Origin of the sequence: Dehalococcoides sp. UCH007 (genome assembly GCF_001010485.1) — a bacterium.
GTDB classification, from domain to species: domain Bacteria; phylum Chloroflexota; class Dehalococcoidia; order Dehalococcoidales; family Dehalococcoidaceae; genus Dehalococcoides; species Dehalococcoides mccartyi_A.
Map to the genome: position 1 here is coordinate 912,570 of NZ_AP014722.1, position 15,737 is coordinate 928,306.

The 15,737-nt window shown below is 49.0% G+C and carries 17 protein-coding genes and 1 tRNA gene; 7 read left to right on the top strand and 11 right to left on the bottom strand.

Annotated features, from left to right (window positions below; all coding sequences use genetic code 11):
- Positions 1–182 precede the first annotated feature (182 nt).
- The 4 genes from UCH007_RS04805 to UCH007_RS04820 form a co-directional block, all read right to left on the bottom strand.
- Entirely contained in the window at positions 183–815 is a 633-nt protein-coding gene (locus tag UCH007_RS04805) for a Vat family streptogramin A O-acetyltransferase (protein ID WP_046961200.1), read from the bottom strand.
- A gap of 183 nt (positions 816–998) precedes the next feature.
- Positions 999–1,075: transfer RNA gene (locus UCH007_RS04810), tRNA-Val, on the bottom strand.
- A gap of 47 nt (positions 1,076–1,122) precedes the next feature.
- Positions 1,123–1,770: a biotin transporter BioY gene (locus UCH007_RS04815; RefSeq protein WP_046961201.1), complete on the bottom strand. Its 648-nt coding sequence runs from the start codon at positions 1,768–1,770 to the stop codon at positions 1,123–1,125.
- A 48-nt stretch (positions 1,771–1,818) separates the two neighbouring features.
- Positions 1,819–2,055, bottom strand: a complete 237-nt coding sequence (locus UCH007_RS04820) for a hypothetical protein (protein WP_010936875.1) — start codon at positions 2,053–2,055, stop codon at positions 1,819–1,821.
- Positions 2,056–2,198: 143 nt separating this feature from the next.
- Here UCH007_RS04820 and UCH007_RS04825 point away from each other — a divergent pair, with 143 nt between their 5' ends.
- On the top strand, positions 2,199–2,450 hold the full coding sequence (locus UCH007_RS04825) for an EF-Tu/IF-2/RF-3 family GTPase (RefSeq protein WP_046961554.1): 252 nt from the start codon (positions 2,199–2,201) through the stop codon (positions 2,448–2,450).
- Here UCH007_RS04825 and ribH read toward each other — a convergent pair.
- From ribH to UCH007_RS04850, 5 genes are all read right to left on the bottom strand, one after another.
- Positions 2,447–2,914: a 6,7-dimethyl-8-ribityllumazine synthase gene (ribH, locus tag UCH007_RS04830; protein ID WP_010936877.1), complete on the bottom strand. Its 468-nt coding sequence runs from the start codon at positions 2,912–2,914 to the stop codon at positions 2,447–2,449. The two genes, UCH007_RS04825 and ribH, sit on opposite strands and share 4 nt — an antisense overlap.
- 28 nt (positions 2,915–2,942) lie before the next feature.
- Entirely contained in the window at positions 2,943–4,154 is a 1,212-nt protein-coding gene (locus UCH007_RS04835) for a bifunctional 3,4-dihydroxy-2-butanone-4-phosphate synthase/GTP cyclohydrolase II (protein WP_046961202.1), read from the bottom strand.
- Positions 4,155–4,186: 32 nt separating this feature from the next.
- On the bottom strand, positions 4,187–4,804 hold the full coding sequence (locus UCH007_RS04840; RefSeq protein WP_046961203.1) for a riboflavin synthase: 618 nt from the start codon (positions 4,802–4,804) through the stop codon (positions 4,187–4,189).
- A gap of 2 nt (positions 4,805–4,806) precedes the next feature.
- A complete protein-coding gene (gene ribD / locus UCH007_RS04845; RefSeq protein WP_046961204.1) occupies positions 4,807–5,904 on the bottom strand; it encodes a bifunctional diaminohydroxyphosphoribosylaminopyrimidine deaminase/5-amino-6-(5-phosphoribosylamino)uracil reductase RibD in 1,098 nt (365 codons plus the stop codon).
- 145 nt (positions 5,905–6,049) lie between these two features.
- Positions 6,050–6,814, bottom strand: coding sequence for an SIMPL domain-containing protein (locus tag UCH007_RS04850; protein ID WP_023652497.1), 765 nt, complete (start codon positions 6,812–6,814; stop codon positions 6,050–6,052).
- A gap of 121 nt (positions 6,815–6,935) precedes the next feature.
- On the opposite strand from UCH007_RS04850, the gene lepB reads away from it, so the two are divergent.
- Genes lepB through UCH007_RS04865 form a run of 3 tightly spaced genes read left to right on the top strand, consistent with a single transcriptional unit; the run spans position 6,936 to position 8,617 of the window.
- Positions 6,936–7,496 carry a signal peptidase I gene (gene lepB / locus UCH007_RS04855; RefSeq protein WP_023652498.1) on the top strand — a complete coding sequence of 187 codons (561 nt, stop codon included), beginning with the start codon at positions 6,936–6,938 and terminating at the stop codon, positions 7,494–7,496.
- A gap of 2 nt (positions 7,497–7,498) precedes the next feature.
- Positions 7,499–8,062 carry an orotate phosphoribosyltransferase gene (pyrE, locus tag UCH007_RS04860; protein ID WP_046961205.1) on the top strand — a complete coding sequence of 188 codons (564 nt, stop codon included), beginning with the start codon at positions 7,499–7,501 and terminating at the stop codon, positions 8,060–8,062.
- A 27-nt stretch (positions 8,063–8,089) separates the two neighbouring features.
- Positions 8,090–8,617: a Holliday junction resolvase-like protein gene (locus UCH007_RS04865; protein WP_046961206.1), complete on the top strand. Its 528-nt coding sequence runs from the start codon at positions 8,090–8,092 to the stop codon at positions 8,615–8,617.
- Here the strand turns inward: UCH007_RS04865 and mutL are convergent.
- Positions 8,614–10,314, bottom strand: a complete 1,701-nt coding sequence (mutL, locus tag UCH007_RS04870; protein WP_046961207.1) for a DNA mismatch repair endonuclease MutL — start codon at positions 10,312–10,314, stop codon at positions 8,614–8,616. The genes UCH007_RS04865 and mutL overlap by 4 nt on opposite strands.
- Before the next feature lie 92 nt (positions 10,315–10,406).
- A complete protein-coding gene (locus tag UCH007_RS04875) occupies positions 10,407–12,623 on the bottom strand; it encodes an ATP-dependent helicase (RefSeq protein WP_046961208.1) in 2,217 nt (738 codons plus the stop codon).
- Between the two features lie 267 nt (positions 12,624–12,890).
- On the opposite strand from UCH007_RS04875, the gene pyrR reads away from it, so the two are divergent.
- The 3 genes from pyrR to UCH007_RS04890 are packed head-to-tail and all read left to right on the top strand — an operon-like array spanning position 12,891 to position 15,723.
- Complete coding sequence (pyrR, locus tag UCH007_RS04880; RefSeq protein ID WP_010936888.1) at positions 12,891–13,439, top strand: bifunctional pyr operon transcriptional regulator/uracil phosphoribosyltransferase PyrR; 549 nt, start codon at positions 12,891–12,893, stop codon at positions 13,437–13,439.
- A 2-nt stretch (positions 13,440–13,441) separates the two neighbouring features.
- On the top strand, positions 13,442–14,437 hold the full coding sequence (locus tag UCH007_RS04885) for an aspartate carbamoyltransferase catalytic subunit (RefSeq protein ID WP_046961209.1): 996 nt from the start codon (positions 13,442–13,444) through the stop codon (positions 14,435–14,437).
- A 2-nt stretch (positions 14,438–14,439) separates the two neighbouring features.
- A complete protein-coding gene (locus tag UCH007_RS04890) occupies positions 14,440–15,723 on the top strand; it encodes a dihydroorotase (RefSeq protein ID WP_046961210.1) in 1,284 nt (427 codons plus the stop codon).
- Positions 15,724–15,737: the final 14 nt, after the last annotated feature.

Below are 15,737 nucleotides of genomic sequence, written 5' to 3' on the forward strand. Positions count from 1 at the left end.
CGCTTTAGAATACTTAAACCGTTTGTTGCGGCAAATACAGAAAGTGCAAATATACCTATTGTACAGGATGGTGGGCGGTGCTGTACGGTAGGCAGAACCAGAATCTTTGGACTTAGTTTCAACTTATGTATTCAGGAAACAAGCCATCTTGACAGAATAGTACTCCTAACATGACTAAAGAGTTATTTAGCTTTTAGCAAAATGAGTATATTGTCTGAAGTGATAGTCTCCAAATTTCGGGTGATTTTTTCAATATCCCAATCCCACCATTTTATCTCCAGCAGTATATTTACTATCTCGCTGGAGAAACGTGTCTTGATTACTCTAGCGGGGTTTCCTCCAACTATCGTATAAGGAGCCACATCTTTTGTTACCACAGACCGAGCAGCAATGATAGCTCCATCCCCTATTTTTATTCCCGGCATTATTAGCGAATCATAGCCTATCCATACATCATTCCCAACTACTGTATCACCCTTGAAAGGTAGTTCTTCTATTTTAGGAGTGATCCGTTCCCAACCATTGCCAAAGATACTGAATGGATAAGTAGAGATACAGTTAAGCTTGTGATTAGCACCATTCATAATGAATTTGACATCACGGGCGATTGCACAAAATTTACCAATGATGAGCTTATCTCCCATGAATGGATACAGATACAAAACATTGCGTTCAAAATTTACGGAATTATCGGGGTCATCATAGTACGTATAATCCCCAATGATAATCTGTGGGTTAGTAACTGTATTCTTAATATAGCAGACTTGGGGAAACCCCTTCATAGGATGTGTTTCTTTCGGAAAAGGACCATTCATATGATTTTTTTATCCCTATTAATGTCCAACATATCGAATGTCTTATTAGTCGGTCACATCCTAACACTAAATAAAGAATAGCGTCAATCAATGTTCGTATGATTCTTAATGAGAGGATATTTGTGAATGATTAGTAGAGCATAGTTCTATCTATTAAATATTACTACTGTTTACGTTTAAAAATGGTGGGCGGTAGTGGGGTCGAACCACTGACCTCAGCGATGTCAACGCTGCGCTCTAACCAACTGAGCTAACCGCCCAAGAGAAACATATTTTACTAGCTTAGCACCTTAGCGTCAAATGAGACTTAGAAGATATTCCAGCCCGCCATTTTATGAGCATCCAGTTCGTTACCGAAAGCCTTTTTAGGAGTGACACCCTTTACAATAAGGGCGGCTACACCTATCTTGATAATATCCCCGGCAATAAAAGGCACAAGCCCCATAGACAGCAAAGCAGTAAAGCTGACAGGCTGCCCGACAACAGATGACAGCCAGTAATTAAGCCAGAAAAGACCGGGTATATATACCAGGGCAAAGTTTGCAAATAGCATCAGGCCAAACATGGTGGTAAAACTGCGCGCCCGTATATATCTGTCAGCAAAATAGCCCAGGAAAAGAGACAGGCAAACAAATCCCGCCAGATACCCGGCTGTGGCGGTTACACCGGCACTCCAGCCGTTGAAAACAGGAATACCAGCCCAACCGGCAACTGCATACATGGCAACAGCTGCACCGCCCCACCACCTGCCCAGCAAAACAGCTGAAAGCAAGATGGCAAAAGTATGCAGTGTAACAGGTATGGGAGTCCACGGCAGGGGCAGTTTTATCTGGGCGGACAGAGCAATCAAGCCCGCAGCTGCCAAAGTCAGCCCTATTTTAGCCCATATATTTAAGGCACTACGCCGCTTAAAGACATCATAACGGAACTGACTGAGCGTACCTATCATTTGCATATGTACATACCTCCCATAACATGATAATGAAAAGTGATGCAGGAAAAACTACTTGGATACAGTGGGTCTGCGGTTGCCTACCAGAGCAATATCCAGATTCTTGCCGCAGTGGGGGCAAGTAGTGGATATAGTTATCGGCTGGCTCATCACCCGTTCAACCACTGCTGAAACTACCGAATCAATATTATCCAGCCTTTGGTCAAAAAGCTCCAGACGGTTATTGATATCGTCCAGGCTTATATCGTCACTGTGCTTTTTCATGGAGGGCTTGTCTTTGTTTGCCAAGTGATACCTCCGTTCAGATTTAACCCATTATAAGTAAGAAAGCAGAACATGTCAAAACATTTAGCGGGTTTTCGGACAAGGGTATTGCCTGCGGGTGTATGCGGTTTTATACTGAAAGCGAGAGGGCGGAAACGGAGAAGGAAATGCCTGAACTGCTGGTAGGTACAGTTTCCGATTATTTTGCCCATCCCGGGGTGGCCGGTATAGACCTGATAGACCAGCTCAAAGTGGGGGATACCATACGTATAGAAGGCCATACCACTGACTTTGAGCAGGAAGTAAATTCCATCCAAATAAATCATGCCAACCTTACCGAGGCCAAAGCCGGCGATAGTGTTGGCATAAGAGTCTGCGACCGGGTACGGCCGGGAGACATGGTTTATAAAGTTACTTAGCCGAGGTTTTTCATCAAATTGGCCACTTCAATAGCCTGAGTAGCCGCATCAAAGCCCTTGTTGCCCATCTTGGTGCCTGCCCGCTCAATGGCCTGTTCAATGCTATCTGCGGTTATAACCCCGAATATCACCGGCAGAGACGCATCCAGCCCCACTCTGGCAATACCCTTGGACACTTCGCTGGATACATATTCAAAATGGGGGGTACTGCCCCGGATAACCGCCCCCAGACAAATAACCGCATCGTAGCGGCCGCTCTTGGCCAGTTTCTGAGCTACAAGCGGAATTTCAAAAGCACCCGGAACCCAGGCTACGTCCGTATTGTCAGCACTCACCCCGTGGCGTTCCAAGCTGTCTTTTGCCCCTGACAGTAGCTTTGAAGTAATAAATTCGTTAAAGCGGGACACCACCAGAGCCACTTTCAAGCCCTGCCCGTTTAAAACACCCGAAAACTCTTTACCCATTTTGCATACTCCTTAAGATGTATCTCTCTTAGTTTACCTTATCTACGTGTAAAATATGACCCATTTTTTTCTGTTTGGTCTCCAGATAATGGCGGTTATAGTTGTTGGGTTCAACAATTATCGGAACAGTTTCCACTACTTTAATGCCGTAACCTTCCAGACCAACCACCTTTTTGGGGTTATTGGTCATCATACGGATTTTACTTAAGCCCAAATCTACCAATATCTGAGCACCTATACCGTATTCACGCAGGTCTGGTGCAAAACCAAGTTCAATATTAGCCTCAACAGTATCCAGACCCTTGTCCTGCAGAGCATATGCGCACAGCTTGTTATGCAGGCCTATGCCGCGGCCTTCCTGCCTCATATAAAGCAGCACTCCCCGCCCGGCTTTGGCTATTTGATTAAGCGCCATATCCAGCTGCTCACCGCAATCACAGCGCTTGCTGCCAAAGACATCACCAGTGATACATTCGCTGTGTACCCTGACCAAAACCGGCTCCGGGCCGGAGATATCTCCCATTACCAGAGCAATGTGTTCGTCAGCATCAAACTGGCTTTTATAGGCAACCGCTTTAAACTGGCCGTGAGAAGTAGGCAGTTCGGCTTCGGTTATCTTTTTAACCATTTTCTCAGTGCGGCGGCGATAGGAAATTATGTCCTTGACGCTTATTATCTTGATACCCCATTCGGTGGCTTTCGCTTCAAGCTGTGGCAGACGGGCCATAGTGCCGTCATCATTCATAATCTCACAAAGCACACCCGAAGGATACAACCCCGCCATACGGGCTAAATCCATAGAGGCTTCGGTATGTCCCGCCCTTACCAGCACTCCACCCTCGCGGGCGCGCAGGGGAAACATATGACCGGGCATGGCAATATCTTCACGGGTAGCTGCCGTGTCAATCAAAACCTGAACGGTAGCCGCCCTGTCAGCCGCCGAAATACCGGTAGTAACCTTTTTACGGGCTTCTACCGAAACTGTAAAACCGGTGCTGTAAGGCGAGGTATTTTCCGTAACCATCATGGGTATTTTCAGCTGTTCAAGCCTTTCGGCAGTGAGTGAAACACAAATAAGGCCGCGGGCATTTTTAGCCATAAAATTTATGACATCAGGCGTGACCATTTCAGATGCCATGACCAAATCACCTTCATTTTCGCGGTCATAGTCATCTACTACAATAACAAACCGGCCTGCTTTTATATCTGCAATGGCGTCTTCAACACGGGCATTAGGCATAAGATATACTCCCCCTGCAAAGTTAAACGGGCTTAAAAACCGTTTTCGGCCAGAAACTGCGGGCTGATACCCTGTTCTGTCCGGCACAGTTTCTCCACGTATTTACCTATTATATCAGTTTCTATGTTTACCGTATCCCCCGACTTAAGCAGCCCCAGATTGGTTGATTTACGGCTCAGGTTTACCAGAGAAATGGAAAAGCGTCTTTCCTGCAAACTTGTGATAGTCAGACTAACCCCGTTTACCGCTACAAAACCCTTGTGAACCATATAACGAGTCAAGTTTGCTTCGCCTTCAAAGGTAAGCACATAGGCATTACCCTCAGGCACTGAGGAAATTAACCTGGCAGTGCCGTCTACGTGCCCCTGCACCAGATGCCCACCCATTCGGCTGTTAGTAGTAAGGGCACGTTCCAGATTTAGAGGGGAATTAGAGGGCAATTTGCCCAGATTTGAAAGACGCAGGGTTTCGGGCATGATATCCGCATGAAAAGAAGAGCTATCAAAACGGGTGACTGTCAGGCAGACGCCATTAACCGCTATGCTGTCACCTACTTTCAGCGATTCCAGCACCAGCTTTGCCCCAATATGTAAACCGGCGGGGCTTTGGGTTTTGAAAAACCCAAGTTCCTCAACTATGCCTGTAAACACGGTTACTCCTTAATAACGTAACCGGAAATCAAAACGTCCTGTCCAAAGGCAGTGGTGGTAATATCCCGAAGTTTGGCCGAATCTGTAATTAGCTCTGCTCCCAAACCCGCAACCGGAATCTTGGCATCCTTGCCGCCTATGATGATAGGAGCGACAAATACCAAAACCTTGTCTACCAGTTTCAGGTCAAAAAGCGAACCCAGCACAATGCCGCCGCCTTCCACCAACACACTGGTTACCCCATTTTGCCCCAGATAACGCAGCAGGGCTTTTAAATCTACCAGCCCCCGTTCATCAGGCAGCTCCACCACTTTCGCCCCAACTTCATCATACGCCTGTTTTTCCTCAGGGGTAAGCCCCTTGGCTACAGCTACAATGGTATTGCCGGGAACATGAAAAACGTTTGAACTCAAAGGCGCCCGGCCGTTATCGTCAATAATTACCCTGGTAGGCTGACTGTGTGAAGTACCACCCCGCCCGCAGTTTACTCTGGCTGTCAGATGGGGATCATCTTTGAGTATGGTATTAAGCCCGGCCATAATCACATCAGATATATGGCGGATATAATGAGCAAAATGACGGGATTCTTCGTTGGAAATCCATTTGGAATCACCGGTGCGCGTACCTGTCTTGCCGTCAAGGCTCATGGCATATTTGGCAGTAACAAAGGGCATGCCAGTGGTAATATGCTTGAAATATGCTTCGTTCATCTGGCGGGCTTCACGTTCCATCATACCCAGATGCACCTTGATACCGGCATTTTCCAGCTCTTTTTTACCTTTCCCGGAAACCAAAGGATTATCATCCAGCGTAGCAATATAAACTTCTTTTATACCTGATTCTATAATAGAGCCGGTGCATGGCGGGGTTCGCCCCTGATGGCAACATGGCTCCAAAGTCACATATAAAGCAGCTCCTTTGGCTTTTTCGGCAGCCTGTTTCAAGGCCACTATCTCAGCATGGTCACCGCCTGGCGGCTGGGTGAAACCTTGACCGACCACTTCGCCGTTTTTAACAATAACAGCCCCCACCGACGGATTGGGGCTAACCTGACCAATGGCCAGCTTGGCAAGTGATAAAGCTTGAGACATATATTTCATAATGCTGGCATTCTAGCATCAAATCTTCATTTTTTGCAAACCTGCACTGGTATTAATGCATTGCCGAATATCCATACAATATACACTAAAAACCCGGAGCCGCCTTTGAGGGCGGCTCCGAATCAGCTAGTTGGATATTCCGAATTTATTTTATACTGTAAACGGCCTGAACAGTTACCGTTACCGTGGTTTCCCCTGAAGTAATCGGGGTGATTTCGGGAGCAGAGCTTACCATACCTGCATCTTTAGTGTAGTCCCAGCGGGGTATATAATTGCTGGTTTCAGAGATGTAAATAAGTTTGCCCAAGCTTATGCCAGCCACGGAAGCCATTTGTTCAGCCTTGGCCTTGGCATCCTGAATGGCAAGGGCACGAGCCTGTTCATAGGCAGCAGAGGGGTCATCTATTGAGAAATACAGACCGTTTACCCGGCTGTCATTTCCACCAGCTCGGACTGCGTCATCAAGAATACTGCCAGTCTGGGCAATCTCGCGGATTTTTACTTCTGCCTGATTGCTTACCCTATAACCCACAATAGTAGACTTGTTATCAACCCATTCGGTAACAGGGTAGATATAATAGCTGCTGGTTTTGATATCTTTTTCCAGCACACCGTTGGCCTTAAGGGAGTTTATCATGGCATTCATGGCCTGAGCGGCCTGAGCCTGGGCTGTCTCTATGCTGATACCCGTGCTTTCTACTCCAAGAGTCAAAATGGCTACATCAGGGCTGACGGTGACCGCACCGCTTCCGTTTACCCAAACACCGGTATTTTGCTGGCTCCAGATAACGCCGGGGCTGTCTGTATTATCTGTTTCGTCAGTGGTAGTAGAAGCACACCCTGCTATGCCTCCGGCCAGTGAAACTACCAGTAAACCGCTTACTATGGGCAATAATATTTTTTTGTTCATCTTTACCTCCTTGATATTCAAATAATATAACGCCCCCATCAAAAAGAAGTTAGCACCGTTTTAAAAAATGGATGGATTTTTTGTAGAATGAATATGAGAAAGGTTGTATAATTTGCCCCAGATGAATATTGCGAACGTGAAAAGCCTCCTGCTGGAACTAGCCGGTATAATTTTGGTTGCCATGGTTATATTCGGAATATCCAAAGCTACCCTGTCCTACTCTATTGTAGACGGAAGCAGCATGGACCCCACCCTGAAAGATGAACAACGCCTGCTGGTAAACAAGGTTTCCTATTTATTCGGGGAACCCCAGCGGGGTGATATTATTGTCTTTCCCCCTCCCGCCCAGTATCCCTATGAAAATGACTTTATCAAACGGATTATAGGGCTGCCTGGTGAATCTGTAGAAGTAAAGGCAGACGGCACGGTATATATAAATGACCAGCCCCTGTCAGAACCTTATGTTGTTTATCCTAAAGCCTTCCCCACTGCCAAGGTATATGTGCCGGAAGGACAGTACTATGTAATGGGAGACAACCGTGTGGTAAGCCTTGACTCCCGTTACGGATTTTTCGTTTCCCGGGAGGATATTGTCGGCAAAGCCTGGGTATCGGTCTGGCCTCTGGGTGAATTTCACTTTTTGGCCGTTTTGCCTATTTTATTAATAATGAAACGGGATTAGTGATGGAAGACGTAGAAACACTCTTTGAAAAGACCGGAGCGATACTGAAGGGTCATTTCCTGTTGACTTCGGGACTGCACTCCCCCATTTACTGGGAAAAATTCAGAATCATTGAAAACCCGGAATATAACCAGCAGCTTTGCGGCATGATAGCCGGGCATTACAAAGACAAAGGGATAGAACTGGTAGCCGGACCTACCACCGGGGGTATAGTTCTGGCCCATGAAATAGCCCGCCAGATGGGGCTGAAATGTGTCTTCGCCGAAAAAATTGCCGACAGCGAGCGCGGTTTCCGGCGAGGTTTCGTAATAAAACCGGGAGCCAAAGTACTGGTGGTAGATGATATATTAACCACCGGCAAATCTGTCCGCGAGGTGCTGGCCGCAGTTAAAAAAGCCGGGGGTGAAGTGGCAGGCATAGGCGTACTGGTAGACCGCTCGGATACCGCTCTGGAATTTAACGCTCCCGTTTTCAGCTGTCTGCGTTCAGCCACTACCACCTATAAACCGGATGATTGCCCGCTCTGCCGTCAGGGTCTGCCCCTGACCAAACACGGCAGCAGCTAAAACCCTTTCAGAAAGGTTTTAAGCAGTATGGACACGCCCTTAATAGTAGCCCTTATTGTGATAATTACCGCCATACTTTCAATATTTGCGGTTTATTATTATATGCGCTGGTCTTTTGAAAGGCGTTTTAAACGCTGGCAGGATGCGGCGGTAATTCTCTGGCAAAAAGACATGGAGCGGGTACAAAAACAATCTGTTGCCCAAAGCCGTGCCACTCTGGGAGGCCGCTTTGCCGAACAGATGACCCCTTACCTGCCCGAATTCAAATATGACCCCACCGAAGCCCGTTTTCTGGGCAGCCCCATAGACCTTATAGTCTTTCCAGGGTTGGCACAGGGAAATCCCCGTGAGATAGTTATTGTGGAAGTCAAAACCGGCAAACACTGCCAGCTCACAGATTCCGAAAAGAAAATTCGCCAGCTTATAGAAGACGGCATGGTACGCTGGGAGCTTATTCAGCCGGGGGTACTGCTTGAAAAACCCCTGCAGGAACTGCTGGACAGAAACACCCCTGAGGAAGACTGCCCCAGAGAACCGCTGGCAGATACAGACTAAGTACGCTTGAAATCTTTTTCAAGCTGGCTGAAGTCTATCTTTACAATAGTGGGGCGCCCGTGAGGGCAATGGCCGGGTACAGCGGTTTTCTCCAGTTTCAGCAGCAGTTCACGCATCTCCGCCTCGTTAAGCACCTGTCCTGCCCGAACTGCGGTATGGCAAGCCATCAGTCGTCTCAAACGTTCCTTTATCTCTGCCGGGGCATCTTTGGGGTTATCAACAAGCTCTGAAAGAAGTGCTTTGGCCTGGGGTGCGGTAAAACCGGCTGGGATTGATTGCACACGGTAGACTCTGCGGCCGAATTCTTCTATTTCAAACCCCATTAAATCCAACTCTGATTTGCATTTTTCAATCATGGCTTCCTGCACCGGGTTTAGTTCCAGTATAAACGGAGCAAGAAGGCTCTGGCGCGCATTTTCAGAGGGGGTTTGTGAGGCAATTTCTTCGTAACGGATACGCTCATGGGCAGCGTGCTGGTCTATTATGTAAAGCCCATCCGGCCCTTCGGCCAGCAGGTAAAGGCCGCCTATCTGCCCCACCAGCCGCAGCAGCGGCAAAACCGATGTTTTAGCACTCTGGCTAACAGGCGAAAAATACTGCTGGACAGTACCGGCGGGTTTTGGGGTCTCACCCCAGATTGGCTCTTGCATGGCAGATTCCTGCCGGTAAACAGGCGCTTCTTCGGCTATATGAGGGATGGGTGGCTTCTCCACCAGTGCCGAACGGACTGCCCGCTGGACAGAGGTAAAGACGGCATTTTCATCTGAAAACTTTACCTCCGCCTTGGTGGGGTGAATATTTACATCTACCAGCGCCCCATCCAGCCATATATTTATCACCCCCATAGGGTAACGCCCCACCGTAAGCAAGCCGCTGTAGGCCTGTTCCACCGCTTTTTGCAAAGCCCTGCTCTGGATAAGACGGCGGTTAACAAAGAAATGGAGAGAATTACGGTTGGAACGGCTGATTTCAGGCGGGCTTACCAGACCGCTGATATTTATGGCAGATGAACGGTAAGAGTCTGTTTCCAAATCCAGCATTTTACTTGCAACGTCGTTTCCGTATATTTCCAGCACGGCATCCCGCAGTTTGCCGTTACCGGGGGTATTTAAGGTATTCCGCCCGTCAATGCTCAGAGTAAACTTCACCTCAGGGTAAGCCAAAGCATAGCTCAGCACCACTTCCGACACTTTGGAGGCTTCGTGCTGGGGGGTTTTAAGGAATTTCAGGCGGGCAGGCACCCGGCTGAAAAGGTGGGTGAGCTTTATAGTAGTACCGGGTGAACGTGCCATACGGGTATGCTTAATCATTTCGCCGCCGGACAAAGACAAATAAGTGCCGCTTTCTTCAGTTCGGGCAGCCGTCAGCATTTCCAAATCCGCCACCGCCGCAATACTGGGCAGGGCTTCACCCCTGAAACCCAGACTGGAGATGGCATAAATATCTTCAAAGCTGGAAAGCTTGCTGGTGGCATGGCGTTCAAAGGCCAGCAAAACTTCCGAAAAAACTATGCCGCACCCGTCATCACTTACTTCTATGCAGCCAATGCCGCCTTCGCGGATAACAATATCCACCCGTTTAGCCCCGGCATCAAGAGAGTTTTCCAGCAGCTCTTTGACCACTGAAGACGGTCTTTCAATAACCTCCCCGGCGGCTATGCGGGCAATAGTTGCCTTGTCCAGCAATTTTATAGGCATAAAATACTTTCTCTCTTAGAAAATATATCTCATTCTAAACTCTAAGCGGGGTTTGGTAAATAGGTGAAGGTGAAACAGGCGGCAGAAACTGCCTAGTTTTCTAGTTTGGTCAGGCGGGCAAAGCTGAGCATCAGGCGTTTCATGCCTACCGAATGGAAAGATATCATAACCTCGGCATCATTTTTTACCCGGTTGATACTGGTTACAATCCCTTCGCCAAACTGGGGGTGCAGCACCTTATCACCCGCTTCCAGTTCCAGCAGTTTGGGGGCGGGAGCAGCGGCAGACTTAATGGGCATACCCGCACTTTGCAGATGCTGTTTGATAACAGGTGAAGCTGCCGAAGCGGCAGTATGCTGCCCGGACAAGGGCTGTTTTTCACGGCCTTTGGTGATACCCTGGGGTATATCCTTAAGATAACGTGATGGTTCGTTTACATTGCTCTGCCCCATAAGGGAGCGGCGGAAAGCCCGCACCAGGTAAAGCCGTTTGCGGGCACGGGTTACACCCACATAACACAGGCGGCGTTCTTCCTGCATCTGGGCGGGGTCATCAAACGAACGGCTGTGCGGCAGGACACCCTCTTCCATACCCACCATGAAAACCACCGGGTACTCCAGCCCTTTGGCCTGATGCAGGGTGATAAGGGTAACAGCCGAAACACCTTCTTCAAGGCTGTCTAAATCTGATACCAATGCCACGCTTTCCAGAAAAGCCGAAAGCCCTTCGGGCGGGGATATTTCCTGATACTGCTGGGCAACTGTCCGCAGTTCAAGTATATTATCCCAGCGCTCCTCCCCGTCTTCGGAGGCAAACAGGAATTCACGGTAATTTATACCCTCAAGCAGCCTGTCCAGCAGGTTTAAAAGGGGCAAATTACGGGCATCCGCCACCAGTGACTTCAGTAAAAGACCGAAGTCAGTCAGGGGTTTTAAGCCCCGGCTGGGTATGGGCGGTTTGGGGGCATTTTCATCTGATAAATTTATAAGTGACTCATACAGGCTGATATCCTGTTCTCTGGCAAACTGGCCCAAATCAGAAAGGGTTTTAGCCCCTATTCCGCGGGTGGGTATATTTATAACCCTCTGGAGGCTGACGCTGTCCTGAGGATTTTGCAGCAAACGCAGATAAGCCACAATATCTTTAACCTCACGCCGCTGGTAAAAGCGGGTGCCGGAAACCAGACGGTAAGGCATGCCGTAGCGGATAAATGCCTCTTCCAAAGCCCGTGACTGGGCATTGGTACGGTAAAGAATAGCTATATCACCGGGGCTGAACTTTTCATACCGGGTCAGTTTTTCAATTTCAGAAACCACAAACTGGGCTTCTTCCTGCTCGTTAAAGGTTTCAACTACTGCTATAGGCTGGCCGGATTCATTTTCAGTCCACAAACTGATAGGTTTACGCCCGCTGTTCGGGGCAATTACACACGAAGCCGCTTCCAGAATATTTTTGGTAGAGCGGTAATTCTGCTCCAGCAAAATCACTTTGGCACCCGGATTATCTGTTTCAAAATTAAAGACATTTCTCAGGTCTGCCGAACGCCACGAATAAATGGACTGGTCAGGGTCACCCACCACACAGATATTTTTGTACTTGGCAGACAGCATCTTTACCAGCTCATACTGAACCAGATTGGTATCCTGAAACTCATCTACCATTACATGCAGATAACGTTCCTGATACCTGGCCAGCACCTCAGGGTGCTGCTTAAACAGCTGAACAACCTTCAGCAGCAGGTCATCAAAATCCAGTGCCTTGTTCTGCTTAAGGCGTTTTTCGTAGAGTTCATAAACCCTACCTACCACCTCTTCAAAATAGCTCCGGCCTTTTTCAAAGTAATATGCCGGAAGCACCAGCTGGCTTTTGGCCTGGCTGATGGCATTTCTGATGGAAGCGGGCGGATAACGCTTGGGGTCCAGCTCCAGCTCGGCCATAGCCTGCTTGATAAGGCTTTGCTGGTCATCATCATCGTATATTACAAAGTCAGCCGGTACACCTAAAGGCAGACCGTCCTGCCTGAGTATGCGGGCGCAGATAGCGTGAAAAGTGCCCATAGTCAGACGTCCCGCCGCTGAGGGAGCCAGCAGGTTTAAGCGGGTCTCCATTTCACGGGCGGCCTTGTTGGTAAAGGTAACAGCCATAATGCGGTGGGGGTTTATACCTACTACTTTAATCAGGTAGGCAATCCGGTGGGTAATAACCCTGGTTTTACCGCTGCCCGGACCGGCCAGTATAAGCACCGGCCCTTCCACGGCTTCAACGGCCTGTTTTTGAGCGGGGTTCAGCCCTGTAAGTATGTCTTGCATGAAACAGGGGTATTATAGCATTATTATCACCCCAAGGTCATTTCGCCCGCAGTCTGGCCCAAACCTGAAGATAAACTATTTTTGCTTTTCAAATATTTTTTATAAACTGAAAATAAATTTGCCCGTCTTGACCGGGGGTGATATAATACTGGCAGTAAATTACATACAGGGTTACCTTTAAGCTGGTCCTGAGAGGCCGGTAAGGGATTTTAGACAAAGAAGTGTCTTTTGACCTCTTGCCGGCAAATGTTGGTAAGAGGTTTTTTTATGGCACAAAAAGTAATACTGGGCGCCGAAGATATCCGCCGCACTTTGGCCCGTATTGCCCATGAAATACTGGAAAGAAACCATTCCAGCCGTGACCTTGTTATTATCGGCATGTATACCCGGGGCGTACCTCTGGCAAACCGCCTGGCCGAAAATATCCTCCGCTTTGAAGGGCTGGAAATACCGGTGGGGACACTGGACTTTTCACTCTACCGTGATGACCTTGATTCCCAGCGTTTCCACCCCACCATCAAAAATACCGACATCCCTTTCAGCATAAATAACAAAATAGTGGTGCTGGTAGATGACGTCCTCTTTACCGGGCGTTCCACCCGGGCGGCTATGGATGCCCTGATAGATTACGGACGCCCCAAAGCCATCCAACTGGCAGTGCTGGTAGACAGAGGCCACCGCGAACTGCCGGTACGGGCGGATTATATAGGCAAGAACATACCCAGCTCACGTGACGAGAAGATAAAAGTACGCCTGACCGAAACAGACGGACGGGATGAAATACTTATACTGGATAATGAAGCAGGTGAGGTATAAACATGACGAACACCCCCAAAACCCCCGCAGAAACTGAAACCCTGCTTTCCGAGGTACGAGGCTGGAAACACCGCCATGTGCTGGATTTGGATAACTTCAGCCGCGAAGAACTGGACATGGTTATGCAAACAGCCGGTGTCATGCTGGATATTTTATCCCGCCCGGTAAAGAAAGTGCCGGCCCTGAAAGGCAAGACTATAGCCACCCTCTTTTACGAACCCTCCACCCGCACCCGTTCATCATTTGAGCTGGCGGCCAAAAGTTTATCTGCTGATGTATTAAACCTGAATGTCTCCCAGAGCAGCGTTTCCAAGGGGGAAAGCCTGTTGGATACGCTGGATACACTGGAAGCACTGGGGGCGGATATGGTAGTCATGCGCCACCCCCTGTCAGGAGCGCCTTATCTGGCGGCAAACCACTGCCGGGCAAACATTATAAACGCCGGTGACGGCTGGCATGCCCACCCCAGCCAGGCCCTGCTGGATATATTTACCATACTAAGGCACAAACCAGCCCTGGAAGGGCTGAAAATAACCCTGATAGGGGATATAAAACACAGCCGGGTAGCCCACTCTAACATCTGGGGGCTAAGCAAAATGGGGGCTGAAATCACCCTGTGCGCCCCCTATACCCTGTTGCCGGAGGGCTTAAATACCGACAGCCAAATATTCCCTGAAGTAACGGTAAAAACAGATATAAAACAGGCAGTCAGCGGGGCTGACGTGGTAATGGGGCTGCGCCTTCAGCGTGAACGCCAGCAAAGCGGGCTTCTGCCGGGAATACGGGAATACGCCCAGTACTTTCAGCTGAATGCAGACATACTCAAACTGGCCAAACCGGACGCACTGGTGATGCACCCCGGCCCGGTAAATGAAGATATAGAACTTTCGCAATCTGTGGTACACGGAGAGCAATCTGTCATAAACGAACAGGTAAAAAACGGGGTAGCCATACGCATGGCCCTCTTTTACCTGTGCAGCGGAAGCAAGGAAATATAGATATGAAAATACTGATTAAAAACGGGCGCATCATAGACCCTGCCGGAGGCACAGACCAAGTGGCAGACCTGCTGCTGGAAAACGGGTTGGTTGCCAGAATAAACAATAATATACCCTCAGATAAAACCGATGAAGTTATAGATGCCAAAGGCAAAGTGGTTTGCCCCGGTTTTATAGACCTGCACGTACACTTGCGTGAGCCGGGTTTTGAAGGCAAAGAGACTATTGAAAGCGGCTGCAAGGCTGCCGCAGCCGGAGGGTTCACCACCATCTGCCCCATGCCCAATACCAATCCCGCAGCTGACAATCTGCCGGTGATAGACTTTGTTAAAAACACCGCCGCCAAGGTTTCGCCCATACGTGTGCTGCCCATAGCCGCCATTACCAAAGGGCGCAAAGGACAGGAACTTTCACCCATGGGAGAACTGGCCGAAGCAGGAGTGGCCGGTTTTTCAGATGACGGTGACTACGTGTCAAACAGCTCACTGCTCCTCCATGCCCTGCTTTACAGCCGCACTTTTGACCTACCCGTTATGGAACACTGCGAAGAGCCGTGTCTGGCGGAAGGCGGGGCAATGAACGAAGGGCTTTTAGCCTGCCGTTTGGGATTAAAGGGCATACCTGATGCCGCCGAAGAAATTGCCCTGAGCCGGGATATTGCCCTGGCCAAAGAAAGCGGCGGGCGGCTGCACCTTTGCCATATCAGCACGGCCGGTTCGATGGAACTGTTACGCAGAGCCAAAGCCGCAGGCATACAGGTAAGCGCAGAGGTTACCCCCCACCACCTGACCCTGACCGAAGCTGAAGTAAGCGGCTACAACACCAGTGCCAAAGTCAACCCGCCGCTTCGCACCCAGAGTGATATTGAGGCATTGATAACAGGGCTGAAAGACGGCACTATAGATGCCATTGCCACAGACCATGCCCCCCACACCGCCAATGACAAACTGTGTGAATTCGGTCTGGCAGCAAACGGCATTTCGGGGCTGGAAACCGCATTTGCCAGCCTGATGGGGCTGGTACACTCAGGCTCTATCAGCCTAAACCTGCTTATAGAAAAGCTGACACTTGGCCCCCGGCAGGTACTGGGCGAAAAACACAAAGATATCGGCAATTTGAAACCAGGCTCCAGCGCAGATGTAGTTATATTTGACCCTGACGAAGAATGGACGGTGGATACCGCCAGATTCTTCTCCAAGGGCAAAAATACCCCCCTTGAGGGACGCAGGCTGAAAGGCAGGGTAAAAACCACCATTGCCTGCGGCCGGATAGCATACCGGGAATAACAGACTTGCCAGTT

Coding starts and splice junctions, on each gene's coding strand:
- UCH007_RS04865 (WP_046961206.1), top strand. CDS start 8,090: ATGGACACGCCCTTAATAGTAGCCCTTATTGTGATAATTACCGCCATA.
- pyrE (WP_046961205.1), top strand. CDS start 7,499: ATGGAAGACGTAGAAACACTCTTTGAAAAGACCGGAGCGATACTGAAG.
- ribD (WP_046961204.1), bottom strand. CDS start 5,904: ATGAAATATATGTCTCAAGCTTTATCACTTGCCAAGCTGGCCATTGGT.
- UCH007_RS04815 (WP_046961201.1), bottom strand. CDS start 1,770: ATGCAAATGATAGGTACGCTCAGTCAGTTCCGTTATGATGTCTTTAAG.
- UCH007_RS04885 (WP_046961209.1), top strand. CDS start 13,442: ATGACGAACACCCCCAAAACCCCCGCAGAAACTGAAACCCTGCTTTCC.
- UCH007_RS04825 (WP_046961554.1), top strand. CDS start 2,199: ATGCCTGAACTGCTGGTAGGTACAGTTTCCGATTATTTTGCCCATCCC.
- UCH007_RS04805 (WP_046961200.1), bottom strand. CDS start 815: ATGAATGGTCCTTTTCCGAAAGAAACACATCCTATGAAGGGGTTTCCC.
- UCH007_RS04835 (WP_046961202.1), bottom strand. CDS start 4,154: ATGCCTAATGCCCGTGTTGAAGACGCCATTGCAGATATAAAAGCAGGC.
- pyrR (WP_010936888.1), top strand. CDS start 12,891: ATGGCACAAAAAGTAATACTGGGCGCCGAAGATATCCGCCGCACTTTG.
- UCH007_RS04850 (WP_023652497.1), bottom strand. CDS start 6,814: ATGAACAAAAAAATATTATTGCCCATAGTAAGCGGTTTACTGGTAGTT.
- mutL (WP_046961207.1), bottom strand. CDS start 10,314: ATGCCTATAAAATTGCTGGACAAGGCAACTATTGCCCGCATAGCCGCC.
- ribH (WP_010936877.1), bottom strand. CDS start 2,914: ATGGGTAAAGAGTTTTCGGGTGTTTTAAACGGGCAGGGCTTGAAAGTG.
- lepB (WP_023652498.1), top strand. CDS start 6,936: ATGAATATTGCGAACGTGAAAAGCCTCCTGCTGGAACTAGCCGGTATA.
- UCH007_RS04875 (WP_046961208.1), bottom strand. CDS start 12,623: ATGCAAGACATACTTACAGGGCTGAACCCCGCTCAAAAACAGGCCGTT.
- UCH007_RS04890 (WP_046961210.1), top strand. CDS start 14,440: ATGAAAATACTGATTAAAAACGGGCGCATCATAGACCCTGCCGGAGGC.